The 17,510-nt window shown below is 71.0% G+C and carries 13 protein-coding genes; 4 read left to right on the forward strand and 9 right to left on the reverse strand.

Features of this window, described 5'->3' with window-relative positions; all coding sequences use genetic code 11:
• Positions 1 to 2 precede the first annotated feature (2 nt).
• The 3 genes from BUR99_RS07735 to BUR99_RS07745 form a co-directional block, all read right to left on the reverse strand.
• Complete coding sequence (locus tag BUR99_RS07735; protein ID WP_074259794.1) at positions 3 to 779, reverse strand: helix-turn-helix domain-containing protein; 777 nt, start codon at positions 777 to 779, stop codon at positions 3 to 5.
• A gap of 4 nt (positions 780 to 783) precedes the next feature.
• Positions 784 to 1,602: an alpha/beta fold hydrolase gene (locus tag BUR99_RS07740; RefSeq protein WP_074260288.1), complete on the reverse strand. Its 819-nt coding sequence runs from the start codon at positions 1,600 to 1,602 to the stop codon at positions 784 to 786.
• 70 nt (positions 1,603 to 1,672) lie between these two features.
• The gene (locus BUR99_RS07745; protein ID WP_074259795.1) at positions 1,673 to 2,488 is read right to left on the reverse strand and encodes a class I SAM-dependent methyltransferase; all 816 of its coding nucleotides are present in this window, start codon (positions 2,486 to 2,488) and stop codon (positions 1,673 to 1,675) included.
• Between the two features lie 179 nt (positions 2,489 to 2,667).
• On the opposite strand from BUR99_RS07745, the gene BUR99_RS07750 reads away from it, so the two are divergent.
• Positions 2,668 to 3,630, forward strand: coding sequence for an FKBP-type peptidyl-prolyl cis-trans isomerase (locus BUR99_RS07750; RefSeq protein WP_074259796.1), 963 nt, complete (start codon positions 2,668 to 2,670; stop codon positions 3,628 to 3,630).
• 67 nt (positions 3,631 to 3,697) lie between these two features.
• Here BUR99_RS07750 and BUR99_RS07755 read toward each other — a convergent pair whose 3' ends face one another.
• The 3 genes from BUR99_RS07755 to BUR99_RS07765 form a co-directional block, all read right to left on the reverse strand.
• Complete coding sequence (locus BUR99_RS07755) at positions 3,698 to 6,178, reverse strand: N-acetylmuramoyl-L-alanine amidase (protein ID WP_159440963.1); 2,481 nt, start codon at positions 6,176 to 6,178, stop codon at positions 3,698 to 3,700.
• Positions 6,179 to 6,376: 198 nt separating this feature from the next.
• A complete protein-coding gene (locus BUR99_RS07760; protein ID WP_234980786.1) occupies positions 6,377 to 7,273 on the reverse strand; it encodes an energy-coupling factor transporter transmembrane component T in 897 nt (298 codons plus the stop codon).
• Positions 7,270 to 9,060, reverse strand: a complete 1,791-nt coding sequence (locus tag BUR99_RS07765) for an ABC transporter ATP-binding protein (RefSeq protein WP_074259798.1) — start codon at positions 9,058 to 9,060, stop codon at positions 7,270 to 7,272. Before BUR99_RS07765 ends, BUR99_RS07760 begins: the two co-directional genes overlap by 4 nt.
• 211 nt (positions 9,061 to 9,271) lie before the next feature.
• Between BUR99_RS07765 and BUR99_RS07770 the strand changes: the two genes are divergently transcribed.
• Positions 9,272 to 9,688: a hypothetical protein gene (locus BUR99_RS07770; RefSeq protein ID WP_074259799.1), complete on the forward strand. Its 417-nt coding sequence runs from the start codon at positions 9,272 to 9,274 to the stop codon at positions 9,686 to 9,688.
• Between the two features lie 173 nt (positions 9,689 to 9,861).
• On the opposite strand, the gene BUR99_RS07775 is transcribed toward BUR99_RS07770, so the two are convergent.
• Positions 9,862 to 12,231, reverse strand: coding sequence for an arylsulfatase (locus BUR99_RS07775; RefSeq protein ID WP_074259800.1), 2,370 nt, complete (start codon positions 12,229 to 12,231; stop codon positions 9,862 to 9,864).
• A gap of 221 nt (positions 12,232 to 12,452) precedes the next feature.
• On the opposite strand from BUR99_RS07775, the gene BUR99_RS07780 reads away from it, so the two are divergent.
• Positions 12,453 to 12,692: a PLDc N-terminal domain-containing protein gene (locus BUR99_RS07780; RefSeq protein ID WP_074259801.1), complete on the forward strand. Its 240-nt coding sequence runs from the start codon at positions 12,453 to 12,455 to the stop codon at positions 12,690 to 12,692.
• A gap of 61 nt (positions 12,693 to 12,753) precedes the next feature.
• Here BUR99_RS07780 and BUR99_RS07785 read toward each other — a convergent pair whose 3' ends face one another.
• On the reverse strand, positions 12,754 to 14,511 hold the full coding sequence (locus tag BUR99_RS07785; RefSeq protein ID WP_074259802.1) for a PHP domain-containing protein: 1,758 nt from the start codon (positions 14,509 to 14,511) through the stop codon (positions 12,754 to 12,756).
• A 162-nt stretch (positions 14,512 to 14,673) separates the two neighbouring features.
• Positions 14,674 to 15,744, reverse strand: a complete 1,071-nt coding sequence (locus BUR99_RS07790) for an LLM class flavin-dependent oxidoreductase (protein WP_074259803.1) — start codon at positions 15,742 to 15,744, stop codon at positions 14,674 to 14,676.
• A 301-nt stretch (positions 15,745 to 16,045) separates the two neighbouring features.
• On the opposite strand from BUR99_RS07790, the gene BUR99_RS07795 reads away from it, so the two are divergent.
• Complete coding sequence (locus BUR99_RS07795) at positions 16,046 to 17,488, forward strand: FAD-binding oxidoreductase (protein ID WP_234980787.1); 1,443 nt, start codon at positions 16,046 to 16,048, stop codon at positions 17,486 to 17,488.
• Positions 17,489 to 17,510: the final 22 nt, after the last annotated feature.

Genomic DNA, 17,510 nt, shown 5'->3' on the forward strand with positions numbered 1-17,510 from the left:
GTTCACTCGCGCGGCACGGGCACGCCCGCGGCCCGGAGCCTGGCCTCGGTCAGTGCGGTCAGCTTCGTCGAGATCGGCGCCTGAACCTCGCCGTGGTTGTTGATCAGCGCGTACTTGGTCGACGCTTCGATCCAAGCGCGCATGATGTCGGGATCCCCCATCAGGGACGGGTTGGCGAGGTAGAGGTCGGCTGTGGCGATCGCGAGTTCCTCGATGCGCGGGTCGTTCTGGTCCCATCCCTCCGCCTCCCAGCCGCGCTTCGTCAGTTCGACGTAGCCGGCGTCGTCGAGCCGCAGTTCGAGCTGGGTCAGGAAGCCGTCGAAGCCGCCCGGCAGCAGCGCCCGGGCCAGCACCAGGCCCTCGCGTTGACCGGCGACGTACTCGGCATCGAACCCGAGATCGCGCATCATGTCGAGCACCGCGCACGCGCGATCGGGCAGCAACGCCCGGTCGCCGTCGGCGAGCCGGTGCAGCGTGTCGCGACGGGCGATCAGATCCGTGATCCGATCGTTCAACCGTCGCTCGACGTCGGCGATGGCGGCCGTGAACTGCCCGGCGTCGGCGTCGAGCAGCGCACCGATCTCGGCGAGCGGCACACCGGCGGTCGCCAGAGTCCGAACCTGGACCAGCCGCAGCAGCTCCTCCGATCCGTAGCGCCGGTACCCGGAGCTGTCTCGTCGGGGTTCGTCCACCAGCCCGAGCCGGTGGTAGTGCCGCACGGTCTTCACCGTGACCTCGGCGTATGCCGCCGCCTGCCCGATCGCGAGTCCGCCCATCATGCGGTCAACGACCCTGCCGCTCGAGGGCGACGACCTCGCGCACGGCTGCGGCGACGGCGGGGGAGTCCTTCCGAAGGATGCTCCCGTGGTTGCTGGAGACCTTCGCGCTCACCTTCAGATTCGGGTTGCTGGCCAGCAGCGGGTCGAGGGCCTTGCGCATCTGCTCCTGCAGGTCGTCACGGCTGCCGACGGCCTCGCCGGAAGCGACGACATACCGCACCGGGACGGTCAGGCCGTCGAGGATCGGGCCGACGGCAGCGTGCAGCAGGTGGGACTCGATGGCGAGATCCGCATGCGTCTCGGCGGAGAACCGCGCCGCCAGACCCATCGGGCGAACCAACGGCATCATCGGCTTCATCCGGCGGAACACCTTCCGGATCTCGTCGTGGCCGGCCTCGTCGGTCCAGCCGACGGGGTAGGGGCCGTCGACGCCCACCACGCCCACCGCGCGATCCGGGTTCCTGCTGGCCCAGTGCACGCCCAGCAGCGCTCCGTACGACCAGCCCACCAGCAGGGGCCGGTCGACACCCCTCGCCTCGAGGACGGCGTCGATGTCGCGCACGCATGCCTCGAACGAGTAGTCGGCGGACTGCTTCGACCCGCCGCGCGCCCGCTCGTCGAAGGTGATGTGGCGCAGGCCCGGACCGAGGTCGGCGATGACGCGCCGCCAGTGCCGCTTCGAGGCGTACGAGCCGTTCAGGTAGACCACGGGGATGCCGGATCCACCGGTGTCGGTAACCGCCAGGGCCGTGTCGTCGACCGGCACCATGCCGGTCCAGGTCGTGTCGGAATCGGTTGCTGTCGTTGCCTTCGTCGTGTTCATATCGTCAGCCTGCACCGTGACCTTAGGTCAAGGTCAACACGCGATTTCGACGTGTTCGAGATCGACACGCCTATGCCGGACGCTGACCGATCGCGATGAGCGTCGTCACGTCGACGGAGGGCACGTCGCGCGCCTCGACCGCCGCGAGGAAGCGCTTGCGCACCTTCTCGACCGCCGGGGCGCCGAGGCCGCCGAGCATGAATCGCAGCGCGGTGCCCTCGACGAGGGGCCACAACAGCTCGGGCGTCAGATCGAGGTGCCGTTGCACGGCGTGCGCCCGCACGCCCGCGAGGCCGAGCCCCGTGAGCCACTGCGCGAGGCTGCCCGCCGTGTCGATCGATTCGAGGCCCGCGGCACGAGGCACGGCGGCGTCGAGCGATGCGCCGCCGTCGGGCAGCGCCTCGGCGAGCAGCTCGGGCAGCGGATCGAACGCGCCGCGCGCCCACACGGTGATCGCGACCCGTCCGGCCGGCCGTGCACGTTCGATCAGGTGACGCGTGCCGGCGTCGAGGTCGGGGAAGTGGAAGACCCCGAGCACGCACTGCACGAGGTCGTAGCCGGCGGGCTCCCACGTCGTGACGTCGGCGACGTGCAGCCGGAGCTGCGGCATCCGCTCGCCCGCTCGCTCGCGTGCCGCGTCGACGAGCGGTTCGGCGAAGTCGACCGCGTCGACGACACCGCCGGGTCCGACGAGCTCGGCCGTCGGCAGTGCGGATGCGCCGTCGCCGCAGCAGGCGTCGAGCACGAGCTCGTCGAACCGCGGATGCGCCCTCGCCACCGCCGCGGTCGAGATCGGATTCCACAGCGCGTCGTCGAGCTCGATGGATGCCGCGGCCGCAGCCGCGAATCCTCCAGCGAGATCAGGTTCCCCCAACTTGTCCCCCATCCGCCCATTGTGGCCCTGATCAGCGCTGATCGCGCGGATTGCGGCGGCTCGCCCTGCTATGTCGCGCAGGGTGCGCGACGCGGATCGTGCAGATTCCGTGACCATGGACTCAGCCAATCGAAAGCCGAACGGTGCAGACTGGAGGGATTCCAACCCTGACCGAAACGAGTCGTCCTCCCATGAACCGTGCCATGCGCCGTGCCGCGCCCCTCGCGCTCGCCTCCGCGACCGCCCTGCTCCTCGTCGGCTGTGCCAGCGGCTCGGAGCCCGAAGCGACGAAGACGCCCGACGCGGCTGCGGAGTGCATGGACGTCACGGCCGGAGAGCTCAGCGACGGCGTGAAGGTCGAGGGCGAGTTCGCCGGAACGCCGACCGCCACGTTCACCATGCCGCTCGAGGCCGACGAGCTCGAGCGCACGGTCGCCATCGAGGGCGACGGTGACGAGACCGCGTCGGGTGACCCGATGAACGTCGTCGTGACGGCGTTCTCGGGCACGACCGGCAAGACGCTCTTCTCGCAGCCGACCACGATCAAGGTCGGCGACGAGCAGGTCTTCGAGTCGTTCCTCGCGGGCATCGACTGCGTGCCCGTCGGCTCGCGCACCGTGACCGTCGCTCCCGCGGCGACGCTCTACGGCGAAACCGGCAACGAGAGCATCGGCGTCGCGGCCGGCGAGACGGTCGTCATCGTCATCGACGTCGTCGAGGTGCAGGAGCCGCTGAAGCCCGGCAAGTGGACCGAGAACGTGCCCGAGGTGAAGTTCGGCGCCGAGGGTGAGCCGCCCACGGTCACCCTGCCCGACACCGAGCCCTCGACCGAACTGCAGATGAAGGTGCTCGAAGAGGGCGACGGCGACACGGTGAAGGCCGGCGACAGCGTCACCGTGCAGTACCAGGGCATCAGCTGGACGACCGGTGAGATCTTCGACCAGAGCTACACCCGAGGCACGCCGTCGACGTTCACGACCGACGGCGTCATCCAGGGCTTCGGCGCCGCCCTCGTCGGCCAGAAGGTCGGCACCAAGCTCATCGTCACGATCCCGCCGGAGTACGCGTACGGCACGGATGCCGCGGCGCACCAGCTCGGCGGACAGACCCTCGTCTTCCTCGTGGAGATCGAGGGCACCGAAGCCCCGCAGTAGCATCAGCTCGCAACGAAGGGCCGGACGGGAGACCGTCCGGCCCTTCGTCGTTCGCCGGAGCGCTCGGCTACCCGAGCGTGTGCCCGCCGTGTCCGCCGTGCCCGTGCGGCGCCGTGCCCGCGGTGACGCGCACGGCATCGGTGACGACCGTCTTCGAGGCGTAGCCCGGGGCCGTGACCGTGATGCGCACCGACACGTGGTGACGCAGGTCGTGGCCGTTCAACCGATATTCGGTCTTCGTCGCACCGCGCACCGGCTCGCCGTCGCGGAGCCACTGCACGGCGACCTCGCCCTCAGGCGACCAGGCGCCGGTGTCGACGGTCAGGGTACGGCCGACGCTCGCTCTGCCGGCGACCTTCGGAGCCAGGAGCTCGTCGATCGTGCCCGGCTGGACCCGGGTGGCGGTCGACTCCTGCGCCACGACGGCGAACACGGGGTCTGCCGTGGTGACGCGCACCGAGAGGTCGCTGCCGACGAGGGCCGGGGTGAGCGTCAACGAGGACTCCGTGGCACCGTCGATCGGCGTGCCGTCGGCGAGCCACTGGTAGACGAAGCCGGTGAGGCTGCTGCGCGACCAGGTGCCGGTCGTGGCCTCGATCCGCGAGCCCACACGAGCGGAGCCCGAGACGGTCGGCGCCCCGGTGCCCTCGACGGCGTTCCGGTTCTGCTCGGCCGTGCGGAGGGCGAGCTCCGACGCCTTCGCGTAGACGAACCGGTGCGCGAACCACAGCTGGTCGTAGTCGGTCGTGCCGACGACGTCGGTGCGGTCGCCCGGGATGCTCCCGTCGAAGGTGAGCGCGTTGTAGTAGTCGGCGGCGACCTCGTCGTCGGCGACCACGTACGACTGACCTGGGGCGATCGTGGCCTCGAGCGCAGAGATGCCCTGCACGCCGACGTCGGTGCCGGCGTAGGCCTCGGCCTCGGGGTAGGCGCGGCCGTAGACGGACACCGGCGCTGCACCCGCGTTGCCCAGCGTCGCCGCCGTCGTCAGACGCAGCACCGGGGCGGCTGCCGGGTTGCGCACCCAGACGTCGGCACCGGCCCACGAGACCTGCACCCATTCACCGTCGGTCGCGACGACCACGAGCGGCGCGCCCGAGGTGATCCGGCTCGCGACGTTCGAGACGAGCTGCGAGCCGCTCGTCTTCTGGTTGGGGTCCGTCGCCTTTTGCGCGGTCGTGCTCGGAGCGGCGTACGCATCCACGTAGTTGACCCGGGTGTCCGTCGCGCAGCCGGTCGTCGCGGCGCCGGTCGTGGCGTCTCGGTAGCTGCACCCGGTCAGGGTCTGCACGTTGTCGGCCGAACCTGCGACGACCGAGACGAGGTCGCCGGCCTGCACGTCGGTCGTGGCGGCGCCGCCGAGCGGCGCACCGAGGAGCTCGAAGTAGTGGTCCCAGTCCCAGTAAGGGCCCGGGTCCCAGTGCTGCGACGCGGTGTTGCCGTTGACCGTGCCAGGGATCTGGTCGTGTCCGATGATGTGCGCGCGGTCGAGCGGGATGTCGTACTCGCCCGCGAGGTGCTTCACGAGGGCGGCGGAGGACTGGTACATCGCCTCGGTGAACCACCCGGATGTGCCGGCGTAGCTCTCGTGCTCGAGACCGATCGAGTGCATGTTCACGTACCAGTTGCCGGCGTGCCAGCCGACGTCCTTCGGGTCCAGGTGCTGCGCCACGTGCCCGTCGGACGAGCGGAGCGTGTAGTTCCAGGCCAGGTAGTCGGGGTCCTGCACGAGGTTGAGGGTGGTCGAGTACGAGCCTTCGGTGCCGTGGATCACGATGTAGTCGATCGTCGGGCCGCCCTCGCCCGTGCGGTCGGCGAGGTCGTGGTTGCCGTAGGAGCCGGTGTCGTCGGGGGCGGCGGGGTCGGACTTCGCGTAGGGCGCCTCGATCCACTCGCACCCGAGGCCCGCGGGGCAGTCGGTGCCGGGATCGTTCTCGGCGGTCGCGGTCTGGACGAGGGTCGGGTCGGCCGCGAGCGCCACCGACGTGCCGTCGGCGAGCTTGCGTTCGGCGCCGGCCCGGATCGTCGCGAAGACGCGCTCCGAGAACCGGTCGGAGTCGCTGAACCGGTCGATCGCGCTCGCGTACGAGGCGGGGACGTCGGCGTCAGCCTCGGGGCCGGCGTAATCGGCGAGCAGGGCGGCCGCACCGCACACGTTGGCCGCGTCGTCGGCCATGATCAGCGATTCGTCGAGTCCGGTCAGCTCCGCGGCGCGGTCGAGGGGCGACGCGCCCTCGCGCTCCGAGTCCGTCGCGGTGCCGCCGCGCTCGAGGGTCGGGGCGTGGTCGAGAAGGTTGAACATGCCGTATCCGCCGTCGGCGCTGACGGTGCCGTCGTGTCCGTCCCATCGGGACTGCGTATACGACAGGCCCGCCAGCAGATCCTCGGGCACGTCGAAGGTCGTCGATGCGGCGGCGAACGCAGCCGGGAGGCTGTCGGTACCGAGCACTGAGCCGCAGGCCGGTGTTTCGGCGGCCGCGCTCGTCGCGACGGTGGCTGGAACGGCGAGCAGCAGGGCCAGTGCCCCGATCGGGACACCTCGTTTCAAGATTACGTTTCGTATCAACTCGCTCGACATCCCTTCAGTGGTTGATGAGACGGCTTAGTCGCCGCGCCACAGGCTAATGCTCTCGACGTGGGAAAGGGAAGGGGTGAAACGTATACGTAACGTAAATTCGCGCACTGAAGGACTGTGGCGGTGGTCTGTCGGCCAGGCCGTCCAGCCCTTCGTCGTTCGCCGGAGCGCTCAGCGACCCCAGGTCAGCACGGCGATGACGATGCTCACCGCGAGGAAGCACGCCACGAACACCGTGTCGCGCACTCGCCACGGCGAGAAGTGCCGCTCGGTGCGGGTGCGGTGCGCACCGAAGGCGCGGGCGTCCATCGCGAGGGCGACGCGTTCGGCGTGGCGGATCGCCGAGGCGAGCAGCGGCACGATGTAGCCGACCGCACGTCGCACGGCCGCGACCGGCCCGCGCCCGACATCCGTGCCGCGCACCCGGTGGGCGGCCCGGATGATCTCGAGCTCGTGTCCGAAGCGCGGCACGAACCGCAGCGCCGCGAGTGCGGTGTAGCCGAGGCGGTAGGGCACCCGCAGGTTCTGCACCATCGACCGCACGAACTCGGTGCCGGTCGACGTGACGCCCGCGATGAGCGAGAGCAGCAGGATCGCGAGGATGCGGAGGCCGGTCGCGAAGCCCACGAGGTAGGCGGCGAGCGTGAAGTCCCAGTCCCCGATCGAGATCAGGGTGACGGATGCCGCGGGGTGGCCCGCCACGCTCGACGGGTCGATCCACACGCCGAAGGTGACGCCGAGCACGAGCGCGGCGATCGGGATGCCGAGGAGCAGCGCTGCGATCGCCCGCCCCGACAGCCGGGCGCCGATGAGCAGCACCGCCGCCGCGAACACGATGAAGGCGAGCGGCAGCGCGATGCCCCGACTGAACATCACGATGACCATGACCGGCACCGGTGCGGCGAGCTTCGCGAGCGGGTTCAGGGCGTAGAGGAAGCGTGACGGGCGCTGCGTGCGGTGCTCGGCGAAGGGGTCGAGCGCAGCGGATGCCGCGTGCGCCCCGCTCCCGTCGGCAGGCGTCGCCGACACCTCGGGCGTGACGGCGCCGCCCTCGCCGGCCGCGCTCACGACGCGCCCTTCGAGGAGACGGGCAGCTGCGACATCCGCGTGATCGAATGCCAGTCGGCGTGCCGCGCGAGACCGCGCGTGGCCCGGGCGAGCGGCGGGTGGCGCAGCCCCGCCTGCTCGACGAGCGGGCCCGCGAGCACCTCGACCGTGGGGCCGACACCGAGGAGGCGACCGCTGTCCATCACGGCGATGTGGCTCGCGTAGTCGGCGACGAGCTGCAGGTCGTGGGTGACGACGAGCACGGTGGTGCCGTCGTCGTTGAGGCCGCGCAGCATGTCGAGGAGCTCTGAAGCGCGCGCCCGGTCCTGCCCGAACGTCGGTTCGTCGAGGGCGAGAACGGGTGCGCCGGCGATGAGCGCCGTGCCGACGGAGAGGCGCCGCTTCTGGCCGCCCGAGAGCAGGAACGGGTGCTGGTCGCGCAGCGCCTCGAGGCCGAAGCGCGCCAGCATGGCCTCGACCTGCGGTACGGCGTCGGCCTCGGAGACGCCCTGCAGGTGCAGGCCCTGGGCGAGTTCCTCCGCGACCGTCGGAGCGATGAACTGGTGCTCGGGGTTCTGGAAGACGAAGCCGATGCGCCGGGCGCGCTCGCGGGCGGCGCACCGTGCCGGGTCGACGCCGAGCACGTCGACGGTGTCTCGAGGCGCGGGGATCACGCCGGCGAGCGCTTGCAGCAGCGAGGTCTTGCCCGCGCCGTTCGTGCCGACGATCGCGAGGAAGTCGCCGGCCGCCACGTCGAGGTCGACGCCCTCGACGACGATCGGTCCGCGGCGCCCGCCGCGGCGCACCGAGAGGTCGCGGGCCCGGATCGCGGTCTCGCCGATGACGGCGATCGCACCGGTCGACCCGGTCGCCGGACCGATCGAAAGCGTCGGCCGGGGTGACAGCGCGGTCGATCGCACGGGCGACGATTCGCTGAGCGGGGCCGGGAGCGAGGGCTGCGCGTCGAGCGCCTCGGCCAGCTCTGCAGGCGTCAAGGGGAGCGGGTCGAGCACGATGCCGGCGTCGCGCAGCCGCATCGCCGCGAGCGTCGAGACCGGCAGCCAGACCCCGAGGGCGACGAGTTCGTCGGCGCGCTCGCGCAGGACCTCGCGGGCGGGGCCGTCGATCACGAGGCGCCCGCTCGCGTCGAGCACGATGACCCGGTCGACGAGGTCGACGGCCGCGTCGAGGTTGTGCTCGACCAGCACGACCGCGTGGTCGCGTTCGCTTGCGAGCTCGCGGAGCACCGCGTAGACCTCGTCGATGCCGGCGGGGTCGAGGTTCGCCGTCGGCTCGTCGAGCACGAGCACCGGTGCGGCCATCGCGAGCGCGCACGCGATCGCGAGGCGCTGCCGCCCGCCGCCCGAGAGCGTGTCGGGGTTCTCGGCGCGGCGGTCCCAGAGGCCGACGAGCTTCAGTGCGCGCTCGGCGCGTTCGAGCACCTCGGATGCCTCGACGAGCTGGTTCTCGGGCGCGAAGCACACCTCGTCGAGCACGGTGCCGGTGACGATCTGCGCGTCGGGATCCTGGAACACCATCGCGACGTGCTCGCTCAGCACGCCGACGGGGTGCTCGCTCGTGTCGAGGCCGGCAACGCGCACCGTGCCCTCGAGGGCGGCGGGCACGGCGTGGGGCACGAGGCCGTCGAGCGCGAGCGTCAGCGTCGACTTGCCGCAGCCGCTCGGGCCGAGGATCAGCACGACCTCGCCGCGGGCGACCTGGAACGAGACGTCGACGGGGGTTGCGACGTCCGCGCCCTCGTGGCGGATGCTCACGTGGTCGAGGTCGAGCAGGGGTGCTGGGGGCATGGCTGGGCCTGGGCGAGATGAAGTGGTCGGACGGCCCGCGACGCGGCATCCGTAGTGCTTAGGAAAGCCTAACCATGCACGCTGGATGTTCCCATTCTGCGTTCGCGCCGGTGCGCGCGCTCGAGGGTTGCCGCTGCCGGGAATTCCCCGGTCAGCTGGGGTGTTGTACCAGTGTTCGGGTGTGGAGTCACCACCCCGGAAGGAGGAGAACGTGGGCATCAGTTACGTCGAGTTCGAGGACGAAGCCGGGATCCTGCGTCGCTACCGCAAGCACGTGAACGGCCGGGGCCTCGTGGCCACGACGGCCAAGGTCGACCCGACCGCGTTCGTCGACCCGACGGCCTATGTCGACTCGGGTGCCGAGGTGCAGCGCGGCGCCCAGATCGGCCCGGGCGGCTGGGTCGAGGGCGACGCCATCGTCGCCGAGCGCGCCGTCGTGGGCGTCAACGCCCACATCGGTCGCCGTGCGGTCGTCGGACGCAATGCCGTCGTCGGCCCCTACGCGAGCATCGGTTGCGACGCCAAGGTGCAGAACGGCGCGCGCGTGCCACGCGAACTCACGATCGCCGACGGCGACGAGTACCGCGCCTCGGGCGACGACCTGCGCCGGCTCGGCCTCGCGGCCTAGTCCTGTGGGTTGAGCTCGTCGAAACCGAGCTCGAATCCTGCAGGTTGAGCCTGTCGAAACCGAGGTCTCGACAGGCTCGACCGACAGACACCCTCGACAGGCTCGACCGACAGACACCCTCGACAGGCTCGACCAGCAGAATCCTGCGGGTTGAGCCTGTCGAAACCGAGGGACTACTGCCGCGCCATGGCGACCCGCAGGCGCTCATCGGGGTCGATGAAGTGGTCGTGGTCGTCGTCGCCGAGATCTATCTGCACCCACGAGATGCGCCCGGTGAAGTGGCTGGTGGCGGCCGTGTAGTCGGGGCTGACGGTCGTACCGGACTCGAAGCCGATGTCGGTTGTCTCATCGGCGGAGAAGATCATGGCTTGGGTGGCCTCGACCCGTCCGGTGCCGACTGCGTCACCGTCGATGTACAGGGTGACATCCCCGCCCTTGGCGAGTCCGCCGCCGTCGTAGGCGAACTCCATGCGCACCTGGTGGGTGCCGGGCGGAACGGCGTGGCCGGCGCGGGTGACGAACGAGGAGATGGCGAGCAGGTTGTAGGAGAAGGTCGGGCGCCCCTCGTGCAGGTAGAACGTCCATCCGCCGAATCGGCCGCCCTGGGCGATCAGCACCCCGCTTGCGCCGCCCTCGGGCACGTCCACCTCGGCGGTCACCGACCACGACTTGTTCTTGATGCTGACGACGCTGTTCTCGGAGAGACGCCCCATGCCCGGGAAGAACTGCTGCGACGTCCCGCGGATGAGCGTCGGCCGGCCGGCGAGCTCGGCGTTCAGTCGGTCGCCGGTGCGGTCGTCGATCGGAAGCACGTTGTACTTGACCGCCTCGATGAGCCACAGCCGCTGCAGTTCGTGGAGGCGCTCGGGGTGCTCGGCGGACAGGTCGCGCGCCTGGCTGAAGTCGCCCGCGGCGCCGTCATAGAGCTCCCACGCGTCGTCGTCGAAGGCCGGGACGGTGCCGCCGACCATCTCCCATGGCGTGCGGTGTTTCGTGACCGCGCTCCATCCCTTGTGGTAGATGCCCCGGTTGCCGAACATCTCGAAGTACTGCAGGTCGTGGCGCTCCGCGGCATCCGCGTCGTTGAAGGAGTAGAGCATCGAGGTGCCCTCCATGGGCGACTGCAGCACGCCGTTGACCATGGTCGGCTCGGGGAGCCCGGCCGCCTCGAGGATGGTGGGTGCGACGTCGATGCAGTGCGTGAACTGCGAACGCAGGCCGCCCTCCTCGGAAATGCCGTTCGGCCAGTGCACGATCGTGCCGTTGCGGGTGCCGCCCCAGTGGGAGGCGACCTGTTTCGTCCATTGGAAGGGCGCATCCATCGCCCAGGCCCAGCCGACCGCGTAGTGGTTGTACGAGCTCGGCGACCCGAACTCGTCCATCTTCGAGCGCATGAACTCGGGTGTCTCGAGGGCGGCCATGCCGTTGAAGTTCGCCATCTCGTTGAACGCGCCGTTGACGGTGCCCTCGGCGGATGCCCCGTTGTCGCCGATGATCACGTAGACGAGGGTGTCGTCCATGACCCCGAGCGCCTCGATCGCGTCGAGCACCCGGCCGACGTGGTGGTCGGTGTGCTCGAGGAATCCGGCGTAGACCTCCATCTGTCGTTCGAGCACGGGCTTGAGGTCGTCGGGCATGTCGTCCCACGCCGGGATCTCGGCGTGTCTGGGGGTGAGCTCGGCGTCGGCCGGGATCACGCCGAGTGTCTTCTGGCGCGCGAAGGTGGTCTCGCGCTGGGCGTCCCAACCGTCGGCGAAGCGCCCGGCGTACTTTTCGGGCCATTCCTTCGGCACGTGGTGCGGCGCGTGTGTGGCACCGGGCGCGAAGTAGACGAAGAAGGGCCTCTCGGGTGCGAGCGCCTTCTGCGTGCGGATCCAGCCGATGGCGTGGTCGGCGAGGTCTTCGGTGAGGTGGTAGCCCTCCTCGGCCGTCTTCGGCGGCTCCACTGGCGTGGTGCCGTTGTACAGTGCCGGATCCCACTGGTTGTTCTCACCGCCGATGAACCCGTAGAACGTCTCGAAGCCGCCACCGGCCGAGGGCCAGGCGTCGAACGGTCCGATGGGCGAGCTCTGCCAGACGGGTACCTCGTGGCATTTGCCGAACTGCGCGGTGGAGTAGCCGTTGAGCTTCAGCGTCATGGCGAGCGGCGCCTTGGTGTTCGGGCGGAGCGAGCTGTTGCCGGGCGCCGACGTTGCGGTCTCCGTGATGCTGCCCATGCCGACGGAGTGATGGTTGCGACCGGTCAACATGGCCTGACGCGTCGGAGCGCAGAGCGCCGTCGTATGGAAGCGGTTGTACTTCAGGCCGCCTGCGGCGAGCTTCTCGAAGTTCGGCGTCTCGCACGGGCCGCCGAACGCGCTCGACGCGCCGAAGCCGACGTCGTCGATGAGGATCACGAGCACGTTCGGTGCGCCGTCGGGCGGCATCAGCGGCTCGATCGGCGGATACGAGGTGTCCGGATCCTTCGCATCGTAGGTCGTGAGCCCGTGCGGCGGCCGGTCGGGGATCGGCAGCATCGTTCGGGCGTGGCGATCTGGCTTCATGACTTCCCCCAAGTCGTGCGGATGCGGCATCCCGATGCCGCCGTCGAGGTCGCACGACGAGGCCGCGTGACCCGGTCACCGTACCGAAGGCCCTCTCGCGCCGAATCACCCAGATCACGTGATGCGATCGGTCGACCGGGTCGTCCAGCATGAGACTGACCGCAATGCGGCACGGGCCCCCGGTCCACGACCGCCGCCGAAACCTCGGGAAGGGAGCGGCCATGTCGTTCTGGGACTACCTGACCGTGTTCTTCTGGGTCTACGTCGGAATCGCGTGCCTGTGCATCTTCGTCGTGCTGATCGTCGACATCTTCCGGGACCACAGCTTGAGCGGCTGGGCGAAGGCGGCCTGGGTCGCCTTCCTCATCGTGATGCCGTTCGTCGGCTCGATCGTGTACCTGATCATGCGCGGCGGCGGCATGTCGTCGCGTCGAGGCGGCGACCAGCCGATGCTCGCCTGAGGGGAACCGGGCGACGTGGGAGCGACAGCGGCGCCGAACCGCCGCTGTCGCTCGCAGTGGGTCAGCGCACGTCGACGAACACCGGGTTCGCGTAGAACCAGGTGTCCTGCCACGGGTCGCCCTCGCCGTCGCCGTGGCGCAGCGGGCCGCCGGGGTCGACCGCGGCGCCGTGGTACCCGGCGCCCTGGCGCTTGCCATCGCTGCCTCGGAACCGCACGTAGAACGGCCGGTCGACCTCCTCGAACACGTGCGTGAGCGTGAACGTGCCGCGCCGTGTCGTCGTGTCGAACCGTCGCACGACCCGGGTCTCGGGGGCGCGCACGACATCGGGGTCTGCTGCGGCCCCGGTGACCGGACCCGCGACGAGGTCGACGTGCGCGAGCTGCGGCACGATGCCCGCGGCGTTCGCGTAATGCGTCGTCGTGACGGTGATCGTCACCTCGACGTCCTGCCCGCGACGGGCCGCGACCCGGCCGCCGAGCGTCGCGCCGACACCGGCCGCATTGCCCCAACCGTCGCCGGCACCGTTGCCGCGGCCGCGACCCTTGCCGGGCATCGTCGCGCGCACGCGCACGTCGAATCCGCTCAGCAGGTGGCCGTGGTCGACCCACATCCGGCCGAGGCGCATCGCCTGCAGCACCCCCGTGTAGCTCCGGGTCGTGACGCCCGTGTGCAACCGCGAGAACTGCCCGGGCCAGAAGTCGCTGCCGCCCTGCGGCACACCGGTGTCGACGGGGTCGGGCCGCTTGCCGAGCACCGCCCACCGATCGAACTCGTTCGGGAGGCTCGCGTACGGCTCGCCCGCCGGGTAGGCGCCGGTCACCCAGGTGTCCTTGACGGTGAGGTGGTTGTCGGAGTTCGACGTGATCCAGAACGGCTTGCCCTCGGCGAGCATCGCGTCCCACAGGCCGCCGACCGTCGCGGTCGCCCAGTCGAAGCCGCCGTACGGGCGGTAGGCGTCGGCCGGGAACCCGGGCCAGCTGTCGGCGCGCGGCGCGTTGGTGTACTCGCCGCGCTGGTCGCCCGCGCGGGTGTTCTGGCTGATCGCCGAGCCCTGGGCGCCGGGCGCCCCCTCCATGCCGATCATGATCTCTGGATCGGCGTCGCGCCACGCCCGCAGCTCGTGCGGAGAGTCGATGCCGAGTCGCAGGGGATGGTTCGCGAGCACGACGGCGTCCTCGATGACGCCGCTGCGCTTCTGGGCGCCGAGCCAGGCGATCGCCTCGGCGGCGCGGCGCTCCCACTCGGCCTGCTGGGCGGCATCCGCCGGTCGCTCCCAGCGATTGAGCTTGCCGTCCCACGCCAGCTCGAACGCGCGCAGCACGCGGGCGGAGTCGAGCCCGGGTGCGATGAGCACCGAGCCGTGCTCGGCCGCGGGGATGTACCACTCGAGGCCCTGGAAGATCAGCAGCTCGCGGGCGTCGCGCTCCTGCTGGATCTGCTCGAGCGACGAGAACACGCCCCGCTCCGCGTGTGAGAAGTTCGCGTGCTCGGTGAAGGCGAGCCAGTCGACGCCGTAGCGCTCGGCAGCGTCGAGCTGCTGGATGAGGCGGTACTTCGCGTCGTGGCTGAACTGCGTGTGCACGTGGTGGTCGCCGACGAGCCAGGTGAGCGCGGGGTCGTCCGACCCGCCGCGCGTCGCTCCCAGGGCGCTTGCGGGGGCCGCTCCCGCACCGAAGGACTGCGCACCGGTCAGCGCGCCGGCAGCGAGCACGATGCCCGCGGTGCGCAGCATGTCGCGGCGCGAGAAGCCGAGTCGCGCGAGCTCGGCGTCGGCGTCGTGGGGGGTCGTGCAGTCAGTGGGGTGTTGGTCGCACATGGTCGTTCGCTGCTCCAGTCGTCGGGGGACGCCCGTACGGTAGGAGCGGCAGATGGCTGCCAGGAGAACGCGCGGTTGACGAAGCGCTGCACCCGGTCGGCCGGCGCGCGAACGAAAACGGAGCCGTGTCACCCATGGCGAGGGAGCGGCGCGGCGCGCCGGTCAGCCCGCAGCGGAGGCGTCGTTCGCGAGCAGCTCGTTCGCGAGCAGCTCGAGCGTCTGCTCCCGACCGGGGGTCGCGTCGAGGGCTTCGCCGTCGTAGCTGCCGCCGATGGGCGCGAGCATGATCTCGTCGATGCCGTGGCGCGCAGCAAGGGTGCGCAGTTCGGATGCCGCGGCCGCGGGGTCACCGATGATCCAGCGCTGCTCCATGGCCGCGATGAGCTCGTCGCCGACCGAGTCGGCGGGGGCGGCGAGCGCCTCCTCGACCGTCTCGAGCGGGCGCATGGGGCGGTTGGTGCGCAGGCGCGCCATCGAGTGCATCTGGGGCAGTGCCCGGGCGCGTGCCTCTTCGGCGATCGGGGCGACCGAGGCGTTCACCGTGAGGAACGTCTCGGGTGCCGGGTGCGCCTCGCTCGGCCGGTACTCGGTGCGGTAGAGCTCGAGCGCCCGCTCGAGGCCCTCGCCCGAGAAGTGGTTCGCGAAGACGTACGGCAGGCCGAGCGACGCGGCGAGCTTCGCCGAGTAGTCGCTCGATCCGAGCAGCCAGAGCGTCGGGACATCCGTCGCCGCTGGAGTCGCCGTGATCGCGTACTCGCGGCCGCTCGTGAGCCGCAGCGAGGCTCCGTCGGGGGAGAGCAGCGAGAGGATGTCGGCGATGTGGTCGGGGAACCGGTCGACGTCGGCCGTCGGCCCCGAGATGCGCAGCAGCTGGGTGATGACGGGGTCGCTGCCGGGGGCACGGCCGATGCCCAGGTCGATGCGGCCCGGGGCGAACGCCTCGAGCGCCGCGAACTGCTCGGCGACGACGAGCGGGGCGTGGTTCGGCAGCATGACGCCGCCCGAGCCGACCCTGATGCGCTCGGTCTTCGCCGCGATCGCCGCGATCAGCACCGGCGGCGTCGTCGAGGCGACGGCCGGCATGTTGTGGTGCTCGGCGAACCAGTAGCGGGTGAAGCCGAGGCGATCGGCGAATTGCGCGAGGCGAACGGATGCCGCGAGCGCACCTGCGCTCGTCTGGCCGGTGCGCACCGGGATGAGGTCGAGCACGGAGAGGCGGGGTGAGGAAGTCATCCCTCACGGCAACCGGGGCGCGGTGCGCGGTATTCCGGTGGCTGCGGGTTGAGCTCGTCGAAACCGGGTCTCGACGAGCTCGACCAGCAGACGCTCCCTGAAGCTGCGCGACCGGCGACCTGGGTCCATGGAGGGTGGGTGCTGCCACTGACACGATCGGAGGGCGACCACTGACGCGGGGGAGACCACGCCGAAATTGGATGGGTTCTCGTTGCGAGCGCCGCCTGAGACCAGTGCGGCCGTCGGAGCGCCGCCCCGTGGGGCGCGCATGGGCCCGCGACGATCCCGAAAGGAAGCATCCGTGAACACCCCCGTGCCGTCGGCCGCAACGACCGACTCCGCCACGCTCTCGCTCCGCGAGGCACTCGCACTCCTCGACGACCGCATCGCCGGTCGCGTGCTGATCTCCGGCGACCCCGGGTGGGACGAGGCCCGCTCGGCCTGGAACCTCGCCGTCGACCAGAACCCCGCCGCGATCGTCGTCGCCGCGACCGCCGACGACGTCGCGCACACCGTGCGTGCGGCGGCGGAGTTCGGCCTCGCCGTCGCGCCGCAGGCCACCGGCCACAACGCCGGCCCGCTCGCGGCGAACGACGGGCTCGCCGGCGTGATCCTGCTGCGCACCCACGAGATGCGGGGCGTCGAGATCGACGCGGAGTCGCGCATCGCCCGCGTCGAGGCAGGTGCCCAGTGGGGCGATGTCGTCGCCGCCGTCGCGCCGCTCGGGCTCACCGCGCTCGCCGGAACCGCCCACGACGTCGGCGTCGTCGGCTACACGCTCGGCGGCGGGGTGAGCTGGCTCGCCCGCTCGCACGGACTCGCCGCCAACCACGTCGTCGCGATCGAGGTCGTCACGGCCGACGGCGGGGCGCGCCGGGTCGACGCCGAGCACGAGGCCGAGCTGTTCTGGGCGCTCCGCGGCGGCGGCGGCGACCTCGGCGTCGTCACCGCACTCGAGTTCGGACTCTTCGAGGTGCCCGCGCTGAGCGCCGGCATGCTGCTCTGGCCGATCGAGCGCACGGCCGAGGTGTTCACCGCCTGGTCGGAGTGGATCGACGGCATTCCGACCTCGGTCACCTCGACCGCCCGCGTGCTGCGCCTGCCGCCGATGCCGGAACTGCCGCCCTTCCTCTCGGGACGCTCGCTCGTCGTCGTCGAGGTCGCGATGCAGGAGGACCCTGCCCGGGTCGACGAGCTGATCGCACCGCTCCGCGCCCTCGCGCCCGAGGTCGACACGGTGCACCCGCAGTCCTCGGCCGAGCTGCTGCAGCTGCACATGGATCCGCCCCAGCCCGTCCCCGGCCTCGGCGACGGCATGCTGCTCGCCGAACTGACCCCTGCCGCGATCCGCGCCTTCGTCGACGCGGTGGGCCCGGATGCCTCGTCGGTGCTGCTCTCCGCCGAGATCCGCCACCTCGGCGGCATGATGGATCCGGGCGTCGCGCGCGCCGCGGCATCCGTTCATGGCACGCCGCAGCCGGGCGTGACCGCCGGGTTCGATGCCGGCTTCCTGCTGTTCGGCGTCGGCATCGCTCTGCCCGACAACGGCGAGGCGCTCGCCGCGTCGCTCGCCCGGCTGCTGTCGGCCGTCGAGCCGTGGGCTGCGGGCAGCGACTACCTGAACTTCGCCGAGCACGCCCGCCCCGCCGAACGGTTCTTCGGCGACGATCTCGAGCGGTTGCGTGCGGTCAAGCGGGCCGTCGATCCGATTGGTGTGATTCGTTCGAACCACCCCATCGGGTGATCGAACCACCCCATCGGGTGAG

This window comes from Agromyces cerinus subsp. cerinus (genome assembly GCF_900142065.1).
GTDB lineage: Bacteria > Actinomycetota > Actinomycetes > Actinomycetales > Microbacteriaceae > Agromyces > Agromyces cerinus.